Origin of the sequence: Pseudomonas sp., assembly GCF_035277045.1 — a bacterium.
Lineage (GTDB): Bacteria > Pseudomonadota > Gammaproteobacteria > Pseudomonadales > Pseudomonadaceae > Aquipseudomonas.
Genome location: NZ_DATELE010000202.1, coordinates 1 through 11509 on the forward strand (window position 1 = coordinate 1; position 11509 = coordinate 11509).

Consider the following 11509-nt stretch of genomic DNA (forward strand, 5'->3'; position numbering starts at 1 on the left):
GATCGCGCCGACGGCCAGCTGGCCATCCACGTCCTGGACGTTGATGCCACCGTTCTGGGTCGAGGCGCTGAGCACGTCGACCGAGGTCTTCAGTGCCTGAGCGTCGCTGCCAATGGCGCCATCGGCCACCAGGTTGGCGGACCAGCCGGTGATGTTGGTCTTGGCAGGGTCGGCGGAGGTGATGCTGCCGCCTTCGCTCTTGAGGATGACGCGGCGCTGTTGCACGTTGTCGTTGATGCCGGTGGTGACTTCGCCCACGGCAACGCCGCCGGCCACGTCGGTGACCAGCACATGGCCGTTCACGGCCTTGGCATTGAGGGTGTCGGCGTCGACGCGCAGGGCGGCGTCTTCAGCGCCGATGCTGGCGCCGTCGGCGGTCACTTCCAGGTTCAGAGTGGCCGCACGGGTCTTGGCGCCTGGCGTGGTGATCGAGTCGGTGGCCTTGAGGGTGGCGGTGCCGGTGGCGGTCACCTCGCCGCCCTGGACGATGTCGGCGCCGCTGATGTTCAGGTCGGTCGCTTCGATCACGCCGGTGTTGTTGACCACCGACGACATCATGGCGCTGGTCTCGTTACCGGCCAGCAGCACGTGCTGCGCGGTGACGCTGCCGCTGTTGCTGACACCGGTCTTGGCGGCGTCGCTGGCGGCGGTGCCCAGGGTGTCGGCGGAGACGTTGAAGTTGATCAGGCCATTGCCGCTCAGGTCGACATTGAAGCGGTTGCCCGCGGCCATGGTGACGCTGCCCACGTTGGCGATCACGTAGCCGGAGTTGTCGACCTTGGGCGCGACCAGGTACACGAAACCGCCGGTACCGACCTTGAGTTCGCCTTTGTTCTCGATGGCGCCCAGGGCCTTGCCGTCGACCTGGCTGAACGACAAGTGGTTGCCATCCATGAACGAGTCAGGGTCCACGTCCAGGGTCGAGGCCAGCAGACCGGCCACGTCGACCTTGGCGCCGCTGCCGAAGAGGATGCCGTTGGGGTTGATCAGGAAGATGTTGCCGTTGGCTTCCAGCGCGCCCTGGATATTGGACAGCTGGTTGCCGGTCACCCGGTTCAGGGTGATGGAGCCGTTGCCGGCCTGCTGGGCGAACTTGACCAGCTCGGCGGCCGGAATGCTGAAGTCGTTCCAGTTGATCACGGCTTTGGCCGAGGTCTGGGTGATCTCGGTGAGGGCCGCGGAGTTCAAGATCGTGGCATCGCCACGAACCACGACGCCGCCGGTAGGGCCGGCGAGTGTGGCGGTGGAGGCGCCGAGCAGCGATACCGATACAGCGGTGATGACCGACGACTTGCGGGTGTTGATGCGTGATTTGTTCTTGCGAGACATGAATTAGGTACCTGTACTAAAGCCAGAAAGTCGTCGGATCAGAAGCGGTAGCGCGCTTGAGCGTAAAGATGAGAGCCGTCTTCGGTCTTCTCGCTCAGCGGCACGGCGTAGTCGAGCCGCAGCTCGAGGCTGTCGATCGGACGGGCTTGCAGGCCAAAGGTCATGCCGGTGATCTGCTCGCTGTCGTTCTGGTCCAGGTAGGGCTCCTTGATGAACACCTCGCCATGGTCAAGGCGGGCGAAGACCTGATAACGGTCGTTTTCCGGGAACAGCGAGTAACGGCCTTCAAGGCTGGCGGTGAAGCCGTGGTCGCCCGAGTACACCGACGGCGCGTGGCCCGCGACCGAGGTGATGCCGCCGACCGTCCACTGCTCGCTGGAGACCAGCGAATCCAGCGAGTACTGGCCATACAGGCGCGGGATCAGCACCAGGCGCGGGGTGATGCGCTGCAGGCGGGCCAGGTCGAAGCTGACCTTGGTGAAGGTGTTGTCGGCACGGGCGTAGGAGCGGCTCGACAGCTGCGACTCATCGTCCATGCCGCCCAACGCTTCGCCCAGGCCGTAGTGCAGGTTGACCGAGGCCAGGGTGCGGCCTGACAGGTCGGTGTTGTCCAGGCTCAGGCCAAAGCGCAGCTTGCGGACCTTGTCATCGGAGGACACCACGTCGAGCATTTTCTGCTCCAGGTCCTGGGACTCGAGCCAGGCTTCGGCGCGGTAGATGGTGCGCGCGGAACGGACGAAGTCATGGGACACGCCCAGGCCCCAGCTGGAGTTGTCGCCCTGGATGTCCAGCACGCGGAATTCGCGGCCAACGTCGACGTTGCCGTGGGAGTAGTAGGCATGCGCCTTGGTGCCCAGCGCATTGACCGGCGTGGTGTAGTCGATGTACTGGAAACTCAGGTCGCCTTCGCCCAGGGCCGACATCGACAAGGCATTCAACTCGTCGCCGCGGCCGGTGACGTTGGCCAGCTTGACGCTCGGGATCAGGCGGTTCTCACCGGTGTTCTCGCTGCCATAGTTGTTGACTTCGATGGCGCCCTGCAGGCGCGGGGCTTCCGTGACGTTGACGACCAGGTCGGTGGAGCCGGTTTCCTTGCCAGGTTGCAGGGTCGAGGTGATCTCGATGCCCGATTGCAGGTTGAGCACGGTCAGCGAGCGCTCGACGTCTTCCAGGGTGAACGGCTTGTTGGTCTCGACGCCGCCGGCCTTGAGCGCGGCGATCACGCGTTCATCGCTGTAGCGCTTGTTGCCGGTCACTTCGATATGGCCCAGCCAGCCTTCGAGCACGGTCAGTTGCAGGGCGTCCATGTGGGCGAAGTCCTGGCCGGGAACCACGACTTTCACCAGGCGATAGCCCGCATCGTGGTAGAAGCTCTCGATCTTCTCGGCCAGCGCGCGCATGTTCTGCAGGCTCATCGGCTTGCCGATGTCGCTGGCGATCTGGGCACTGAGTTGTTCGCTGGTGAAGGTGCGATTGCCCGTGAATGCAACACGCTTGACCATCACACTGTTTTGAACGGCCTGGGTGACCGTTGCTGGCTCCGCGGCGAACGCCGACTGATTGACCGCAACAATTGCCAAACCAAGGGCGCAGAGCATGACTCTGGCCGACGCCTGTTTATCCGACATATAAACCCTGACTAGCTCGAAGTTGAATGAGATATATCCAGCCATTGGCTGGAGAAAGGGCAGGCGGCATGAACCCTTGTATGCGGCCACGCGAAAGCAGCGAGCACACAGTTCGAAACTTTTAGTGTCACCTAATAGCCAGCGGCGGTTTACATCCGAGACACATGTACGACGAGAGAGAACCTCCGTCGTGACAGGGCTAAGCGCAACTTGTGCAACGCTTGTTATTTAAGTTCTTTTAAAACGTTCTCTAGGGTTTTTTTCCGAACGACCTTGAACGCACTAGTTTGTCGATCTGGCGGGGTGGTCTCACATCGAAGGTGATGACTTCGTCAACTTTACTAGGGGGTTCTCTTTCCCGAGCTTTATATCGTCTCGCTCTAAAAAAGCTTTATTACCGTTCGTCTGCTTCGGCCTGACGCCGGCCAGCTATAAGCTAGGCACCACTGGTTATTGGACCGGCCCGCACAAACGCGACAGTCTTCAGGCTCCTGAAATCTCAGAGGCATTGACGTGACATCTCAAAAGCAGCTCAAGCTCGGCGCCTTCATGCGCCCCGTCAGTATCCACAGCGGCGCCTGGCGCTACCCTGGGGCCTGGCCTGACGCCAATTTCAATCTCCAGCACCTTAAACGGCTGATCAAGACCCTGGAAAAAGCCCGGTTCGATGCCTTTTTCATGGCGGACCACCTGGCTCTGCTGAACATGCCGATCGAGGCCTTGAAGCGCAGCCATACCGCGACCTCCTTCGAGCCGTTCACCTTGCTTTCCGCCCTGAGCCAGGTCACCGAGCACATCGGCCTGATCGCCACGGCGACCACCAGCTACGACGAGCCGTTCCACGTCGCGCGGCGTTTCGCGTCACTCGATCACCTGAGCAACGGTCGGGCGGCCTGGAACATCGTCACGACCTCCAACCCCGACGCCGCCCTTAACTTCGGCAAGACCGACATCCCGCACACCGATCGCTACGCCAGGGCGCGCGAGTTCTACGACGTGGTGACCGGCCTGTGGGACAGCTGGGCGGACGATGCCTTCGTTCGGGATGTCCAGAGCGGTTTATTCTTCGATCCGGCCAGGCTGCATACCCTGGATTACCAGGGCGAACACCTGTCGGTCCGCGGTCCGCTGCACATCGCCCGGCCGGTGCAGGGTTGGCCGGTGATCGTGCAGGCAGGGGCGTCGGAGCCGGGACGGCAGCTAGCGGCTGAAACAGCCGAGGTGATCTTCGTGTCGCCCGGCACGCTTGCCGAAGGACGGGAGTTCTACGCGGATGTGAAAGCCCGCATGCCGCTTGTGGGACGTAATCCCGATCACCTGAAGATCCTGCCGGGAGCATTGGTGGTGGTGGGAGACACCGTCGAGGAAGCGAGGCAGATGCGCGCGCACCTCGACAGCCTGGTGCACGAAGAAACCGCGCTGGGCCTGCTGTCAGTCGCGCTGGGCGTTGACGCCAGTCGCTTCGACCTGGACAAGTACCTGCCGCCGATTCCCGAGACCAACGGCAGCAAGAGCATTCAGCAGCGCGCCCTGGCCCTGGCCGACAGCGAGCAGTTGACCGTACGCCAGCTGGCGCAACGTCTAGGTGGCTACGCGGGCCTGAGCCTGGTGGGCACCGCGCAAACTATCGCCGACGAGATGCAGACCTGGCTGGACGAAGACGCCAGCGATGGCTTCAACATCATGTTCCCTTGGCTGCCGGCCGGTCTGGACAACTTTGTCGACAAGGTCATTCCTGAGCTGCAGCGGCGCGGTATCTTCCGCCGTGAGTACGAAGGCACCACGTTGCGTGAAAACCTCGGCTTGCCACGGCCGGCCAACCGGTTCTTCGAGGCCGGCTGACTCACTCAGGGGTGGCCTGTCATCGCGATGGCAGGTCACCCTCGGCAAGCAGGCAGGCGACGCGGTGAGTGGCGTCACTCCCGGTCAGTTCGGGAATGCGCCCAGCGCAGCCGTCGTCACCCAGGCTGCAGCGACTGGAAAACGCACAGCCGCGCAGGTCCTGGAACCGGCTGGGGACCTCGCCCATCAAGGGCTGTACGGGTATGCGATGACGCGGATCGGGCGGCAGGATCGCGGCCATCAGCGACTGGGTGTAGGGGTGGCGTGGCTGGCTGAACAGTCGATCGGTTGGCGCCTGCTCGACGATACGCCCCGCGTACATCACCGCGACTTCATCGGCAATGTGCCTGACCACCGCCATGTCGTGACTGATGAACAGGTAGGCGAGGCCAAGATCATCCTGCAGCTCGATCAGCAGATTGAGGATCTGCGCGCGAATCGACGTGTCCAGCGCGGAAACGGGCTCGTCGCAGATCAACAGGCGCGGTGAGAGGGCCAGGGCGCGCGCAATGACCGCACGTTGCCGCTGGCCGCCGGACAATGCATGCGGGGTGCGGTTGCCCGCCTCTGTGGAGAGCCCCACGCGCTCCAGCAGCTCGGCGACGCGCCGCTCTCGCTCACGCCTCGCAATGCCATGGATCACCAGTGGCTCGGCGATGCTGCTGGCAATGCTCATGCGCGGGTTCAGCGCCGCGGCGGGGTCCTGGAACACCAGTTGCAGGTGCGCGGCCAGCGTGCGGCGCGCATGGGGCAGCAGCCGCGTGAGGTCCTGCCCCTGGAACACCACCCGCCCCTCGGTCGGCTGCCGCAAGCCTGCAATCGCATGCCCAAGGCTGGATTTGCCGCAGCCGCTTTCACCAACCAGCGCCAGCGTGCGGCCGGCCTCAAGCGTCAGCGAGACGTCGTTGACCGCCTTGAGCCTTTGCTTGCCGCGCAGCGGATAATCGACCGTCAACCGGTCCACGTGTAGCAGGGTCATGAGGCTAGATTCTCGGTGCGCCAGCAGGCGCTGGCGTGGTTGTCCTGCAACTGCAGGGGAGGTACCTGCCGGCACTGCGCCACCGCCAGAGGGCAGCGGTCACGGAACCGACAGCCTTCGGGCCAGTGGGCGGCATCCGGAACCTGGCCGGCGATCGCGGCCAAGGGTTGCCGGCGCGGACCGTCGAGCCTTGGCAGGCTGCCCAGCAGCAGTCGCGTGTAGGGATGCCTGGGCGCGTCGAACAGCGCCTGCACCGGCGCGCACTCGACGATCCGCCCGCCATACATTACCGCGACCCGGTCGGCCACTTGGGCAACCACGCCCAGGTCATGGCTGATCAACAGGATCGCCGTGCCGGCTTCTTCGCGCAGTCGCCCGAGCAGCTGCAGGATCTGCGCCTGGAGGGTGACATCCAGCGCGGTGGTCGGCTCGTCGGCCACCAGCAGGCTTGGGCGATTGACGAGCGCCGCTGCGATCATGACCCGCTGGCACATGCCGCCCGATAGCTCGAAAGGGTACTGCCGCGCGCGCCGCTCGGCATCGCTGATGCCCACGTCACGCAGCATCCGCACAGCCTGGTTCCAGGCATCCGGCCTGGAAATTCGCCGGTGCAACAGCAGGGTCTCGGCAACCTGGTCGCCGATGCGCCGCAACGGGTTCAGCGAGGCAGCAGGATCCTGGAAGATCATCGCCAGCTGTTGCCCGCGAAGCGCGCGCCAGCCGTGGTGGTCGAGGTTGTCCAGGCATTGCCCGGCGAGCCAGCGGCTGCCGCCAAGGCGCAGGCCTGGTGCCTGCAGGCCCAGCAGGCTGAGCGCCGTCAGGCTCTTGCCGCAGCCGCTTTCGCCGACCAGTGCCAGGACCTCGCCGGGCGCAATCCGCAGCGAGACGCCGTCGAGCAGCTGCCTGTCGCCCAGGCTGGCGCGCAGGTCATTGACCTCCAGCAGCGGCGCGGCGATGGCGGCAGGTTCATCGAGCATCGGTCGGCGCTCCTTCTGCGGCCGCCGACCACGGGCTGGTGGGATGGGCCATGCCGATGTTCTCGCCGCTGTCAGGTAGGCGCACCACGGCCGAAGGAATGGCGAAGTTGACGGGGTACAGGGTGTCTTCCACGATCTGCGTCGCGAATTCTCGCGCCAGGCTGGCCGCGATGTCGCCCCCCGCCTGGCTGTTCACCTTCAGCGTGCTGCTGCTGGCGTCGAGCCGCGGCGCATGGAAGGCCTCCTCGAGCGTCATGCCGTAGTCGGCCTGGTAGGACACCAGTTGCACCAGCGCTGGCACGATGGCCCGGCCGCCCGCGGCGCCGATGGCCTGCTCGATGCGCCCATGCCGGCCGAGCAGCAGCGGGCACATGTTGGCCAGCGGTTGGGCGCCTGGTGCGATGGAGTTCGGCTGCCCGGCCCGCGGGTCGAACCACAGCATGCCGTTGTTCATCAGGATGCCGCTCTCGGGCAGCACAACCTTGGAGCCGAAGCGCGACAGCAGGGTATTGGTCAGGGATACAAAGCGGCCTTGGGCATCGACCACGCTGACGTGGCTGGTGCAACCTGGGTCCTGGCCGAGCGAGGCATGCCCCATGCGCGTCAGGCGCGTCCGGTTGGCCTCCTGCAGTGCGCGGGCATAGGCCAGGGCGGCGCTGGCATCGGGCGAACCGCCGGTGAAGGTGTGCCGTTCGAGCGCCACGAAAGCTTGCAGGGCACTGGGGCCGCCGCTCAGGCCCGGGATCGCGTAAACCTCGTGTTCGCGATAGCGGCCACGCAGGGGCGCCAGCCAGCGCGCCTGGTAATCGGCGAGGTCGCCGCCGCGGATGGCGGACCCTCCAGCGCGAAGGTCGGCTACCAGCCTGTCCGCGCTCTCGCCCTCATAGAAGTCTCTCGCCCCGGCCTGCGCCAGGCGTCGCAGCAGCCGCGCCTTGGCGGGCATCGGGCGGTAATGCGGTTTTGCGCCCTCCGCGACCCGTGGCGCGCGGCCTTGCTCCAGAAGCAGCTCGGCCGTGGCGGGGAAGCGCGCCAGGGCTGCGCTTTCGATCGACAGGCACAGCGCCGCGTACCAGTCTACTTCAAGCCCGCGCTCGGCATGTTCGATGGCCGGTGCCAGCGCATCGGCCCAGCTCAGGGTGCCGAAACGCTCAAGGGCAGCGGACAGCCCCGCCACGGCACCGGGCACGCAGATCGAGTGATAGCCCAGGCTGTTGCGTTCCTCGAGCACCGAAGGCCAGTCGAACCAGTTGCCCTGGTCGTGCTGGGCGAGGGGGTAGGTCTGCGGGTCCAGGGCATGGGGCGCGCGGACGTTGAAGTCCAGCGCGTCCACCTGGCCGCGAGCGTCGGCGTGCAGCAGGAAGCCGCCGCCGCCCACTCCGGACAGCCACGGCTCGACCACGCTCAGCACCAGCGCGGTGACCACCGCGGCATCCATGGCATTGCCACCCTCGGCCAGTACCTGCGCGCCCGCTTCGGCGGCCAGGCGGTGCTGGGCCGCGACCACGCCGTGGCGACTGTGAACAGCGCGCTTGCGCTGGTTCCATTGGCTGCTCATGGCTGCTCTCCAAAACGCTGCGGGTCGACGGCCGGGGGCAGGACGCTTTCGACCTGGTAGTGCTGGCCGTTGTCGCTCTGCGCGTGCCACTGGGCGATCTCGCCCACCGTGGCGACCCATGTGGTGTCGTCGGCGAGCACCTGAGTGAGGAGTTTCTCCAGCATCACCAGGCGCTGCGCGCGCCCCGAGATCCAGTCATGCACGGTCAGCATGAACAGCCCGCCCATGCGCCGCAGGCCTTGCCATTCGTCCAGCCAGCCGTCCAGCACGGGGCCCGGCGCGGCAGGTCGCCAGTGGTCGCTGCCATCGCCGTTGAACTTGAAGTGGATGGCATCATCGAGCTGCCACTGCACCGGCACCTCGGTCACGCCGTCGATGCTGTAGGGGTGATGGGCACCCATCAGCGAGCTGTCATACAACCCTTGGCGGCGCAGTTCGGCGAGCATGTGCGGGGTCATGTCCCAGGCCGGGGAGCGGAACCCGGCCGGACGCTGGCCCGTCTGGCGCAGGAACGTGGCCAGCGAGGCATCGAGCGCGGCGCTGAATTCGTCATCGCTGCTCTGGCTGACGATTTCATGGAAAAAGCCGTGCAGGCCGATCTCGTGGCCCCGCTCCACGAACGCCGGCAGCAGTCGTGGATTGGCCTCGGCCACCGCGGCGGGCACAAAGAAGCTGGCCTTGATCGCGAAGCGGTCGAGCAGGTCGAGCAACGCCCAGATACCGACCCGTAGCCCGAAGCGGCGCTGTTCGAGCTGGCCCAGCGAGGGGGTGGCGGTGACCGCGCGATGAGTCCAGAGATAGGGCGCGTCGGCATCCACGTCGACGCTGAAGCAGAAGGCCGCGCGCTTGCCCTGCGGCCATTGGTAGGCGGGCCATCCTTGGAAGGTCGGGTTCATAGGGCGTGCTTCTTGTCCTGGTAAACGGCTTGCGAGCCGATGGAATTGCCGCCATCCACGGTCAGGGTGGCGCCGGTGACATAGGCTGCTGCGCTGCTGGCCAGGAACAACACGGTGTTGGCGACGTCGGTGGCGCTGGTCGGGCGCCCCAGCGGGATGGCGGCGCGGGTCGCTTCGATGTGCGCGCCAGTCAGCGGGCTGACCACGCTGCCCTGGGCAAAACCAGGCTCCAGCGCGTTGACCCGGATGCCGTGTTCCGCAAGCTCCAGGGCGAAGCCCTTGGTCAGGCGATCGAGCGCGGTCTTCGACACGCAGTACGGCACGGCCGTGCTGCGCATCTTGCGGGAAGCACCGGACGACACGTTGATGATGGTGCCCTTGATGCCGCCGGCGATCATCTGGCGCGCCACGGCTCGGCTGAGCAAGAACGGCGCGCGCACATTGACGTCCATCACCCGGTCCCAGTCATCGGCCTCCAGGTCGAGCAGGAAGCTGCTGGGGTACAGGCCGGCGTTGTTGACCAGCACGTCGATGCCGCCCCAGCGCTTGCCCGCCTCGGTCACCAGAGTATCGATCGCGGCGGCGTCGCGCAGATCGGCGGGCCAGAGGAAGCTGTCGGTGAAGGGCGGCTTTGAAGCCAGCGCCTCGAGGTCTTGCTGGCGGGCGTCGGTGAGGCACACGTGCGCCCCGGCGTTGGCGAAGGCTTCGGCGATCCAGCGTCCCACCACGCCACAGGCGCCGGTGACGAGTACGCGTTTGCCACGCAGGTCATCTTCAAAGTTCATCATTGAGCTCTTGGTCGTCAGGGTTGCGAATTGAGGGTGTTGGGGGTCAGCCATTGGGTCAGCGCGGTGCCCAGCCGGTTGGCTGACAGCACCAGCAGGAACAGACAGACGCCCGGCAGGGTGCCGACCCACCAGGCCGCGTTGAAATAGTTGCGGCCGCTGCTGAGCATCGCGCCCCAGCTGGCCATCGGCGGTTGCACGCCCAGGCCCAGAAAGGACAGCCCGGCCTCGAACAGCACCAGCAGCCCGAACTCCAGCGTCGCGACCACCAGCAACGGCCCGAGCAGGTTGGGCAGGATGTGGCGTGCCAGAACCCGCAGTGGCCCGGCGCCCATGAAGCTGGCCAGGCGCACGTAGGGACGCTCGGCCAGCGCCAGGGTCTGGCCGTGTGCGACGCGGGCGTAGCGCGGCCAACGGGTGAGGATCAGCACCAGCAGCAGGTTGAACAGGCTGGGGCCCAGAATCGCCACCACCAGGATCGCCAGCAACAAGGCGGGGATGGCCAGGAACACGTCGGCGATGCGCATCACCATCACTTCGACGATGCCCCGCAGGTAACCGGCGAGCATGCCCGCCAGGCTGCCTATGACCGCCGAGCAGAGCACGCCGCCCAGCGCCACGCTCAGCGAGACCCGCGCGCCCCATAGCAGCCGGCTGAGCAGGTCGCGTCCGAGCTCGTCGCTGCCCAGCAGGTAGTGATGATGCCCGGCGGTGCTGCCAGGCGGCTTCAGGCGCCCCAGCAGTTGCTGGGCGGCAGGATCGGCGGGCGCCAGCCAGGGTGCCAGCAAGGCAGCCAGGACAAACATCCCCAGTATCAGCAAGGCCGGCGCCACGGGCAGCCAGCGGCGCAGGGCAGGGTGGGCCACGAACAGATTCATGCGGCGGCTCCCATACGGATGCGCGGATCGACCACGCCATACAGCAGGTCGGTAGCCAGGTTCAGGCCGATGGTGACGAACGCCCCCAGCATCACCACCGCCTGCACCAGCGGGAAGTCGCGGGCAAGAATGGCCTGTAAGGTCAGTTGGCCAAGGCCAGGCCAGGCAAACAGGTTCTCGACGATCACCGCCCCCGCGAGCAGGTTGGCGATCTCCAGTCCCGCGACCGAGAGTACCGGCAGCGCCGCGTTGCGGCTCAGGTGACGCAGCAGCAGGCGCACCGGCGCCACCCCGCGGGACAAGGCGCTGCGAACATAGTCGCGGCCCAGTTCTTCGGTGAGCGCGGCGCGCGTCACCCGGGCGAAGGTCGCCAGGCTCATCAGCCCCAAGGCCAGCGAAGGCAGCACCAGGTGCTGCCATCCGCCACTGGAGGAGGGTGGCAGCCAGCCCAGGGTCACTGCGAACACCAGCACCAGCAGCATGCCGCTCCAGAACGTCGGCAGGCTCTGCGCAGCAGCCAGCAGCACCTCGATGGGCGCCCGCAGCCAGTGCCGAGGGCGCATCGCCAGAAACACGCCGGCGGGCAGGCCCAGCAACAACGCCACGCTCAATGCGCCGCCGGCCAGGGCGAGGGTATAGG

General features: G+C 66.2%; 10 protein-coding genes. 1 reads left to right on the forward strand and 9 read right to left on the reverse strand.

Features of this window, described 5'->3' with window-relative positions:
- Together VJS90_RS11300 and VJS90_RS11305 are read right to left on the reverse strand one after the other, a co-directional pair.
- On the reverse strand, positions 1–1329 hold a 1329-nt coding region (locus VJS90_RS11300), incomplete at its 3' end, for a filamentous hemagglutinin N-terminal domain-containing protein (protein ID WP_324121738.1).
- Between the two features lie 38 nt (positions 1330–1367).
- Positions 1368–2831, reverse strand: coding sequence for a ShlB/FhaC/HecB family hemolysin secretion/activation protein (locus VJS90_RS11305; RefSeq protein WP_324121739.1), 1464 nt, complete (start codon positions 2829–2831; stop codon positions 1368–1370).
- Positions 2832–3470: 639 nt separating this feature from the next.
- Here VJS90_RS11305 and VJS90_RS11310 point away from each other — a divergent pair.
- Positions 3471–4799, forward strand: a complete 1329-nt coding sequence (locus VJS90_RS11310) for an LLM class flavin-dependent oxidoreductase (RefSeq protein ID WP_324121740.1) — start codon at positions 3471–3473, stop codon at positions 4797–4799.
- A 19-nt stretch (positions 4800–4818) separates the two neighbouring features.
- Here the strand turns inward: VJS90_RS11310 and VJS90_RS11315 are convergent, their stop codons facing one another.
- The 7 genes from VJS90_RS11315 to VJS90_RS11345 form a co-directional block, all read right to left on the reverse strand.
- Entirely contained in the window at positions 4819–5778 is a 960-nt protein-coding gene (locus tag VJS90_RS11315) for an oligopeptide/dipeptide ABC transporter ATP-binding protein (protein WP_324121741.1), read from the reverse strand.
- Complete coding sequence (locus VJS90_RS11320) at positions 5775–6755, reverse strand: ABC transporter ATP-binding protein (RefSeq protein WP_324121742.1); 981 nt, start codon at positions 6753–6755, stop codon at positions 5775–5777. Before VJS90_RS11320 ends, VJS90_RS11315 begins: the two co-directional genes overlap by 4 nt.
- Entirely contained in the window at positions 6745–8310 is a 1566-nt protein-coding gene (locus tag VJS90_RS11325) for a gamma-glutamyltransferase family protein (protein WP_324121743.1), read from the reverse strand. The genes VJS90_RS11320 and VJS90_RS11325 overlap by 11 nt, the downstream gene beginning before the upstream one ends.
- Entirely contained in the window at positions 8307–9206 is a 900-nt protein-coding gene (locus VJS90_RS11330) for a polysaccharide deacetylase (protein WP_324121744.1), read from the reverse strand. Before VJS90_RS11330 ends, VJS90_RS11325 begins: the two co-directional genes overlap by 4 nt.
- Positions 9203–9991 carry an SDR family oxidoreductase gene (locus tag VJS90_RS11335; RefSeq protein WP_324121745.1) on the reverse strand — a complete coding sequence of 263 codons (789 nt, stop codon included), beginning with the start codon at positions 9989–9991 and terminating at the stop codon, positions 9203–9205. The genes VJS90_RS11330 and VJS90_RS11335 overlap by 4 nt, the downstream gene beginning before the upstream one ends.
- A 17-nt stretch (positions 9992–10008) precedes the next feature.
- Positions 10009–10869 (reverse strand): ABC transporter permease, encoded by an 861-nt coding sequence (locus VJS90_RS11340; protein ID WP_324121746.1) that lies wholly within the window; start codon positions 10867–10869, stop codon positions 10009–10011.
- Positions 10866–11509: ABC transporter permease (locus VJS90_RS11345; protein ID WP_324121747.1), on the reverse strand; the 644-nt coding region annotated here is incomplete at its 5' end. The genes VJS90_RS11345 and VJS90_RS11340, both read right to left, overlap by 4 nt.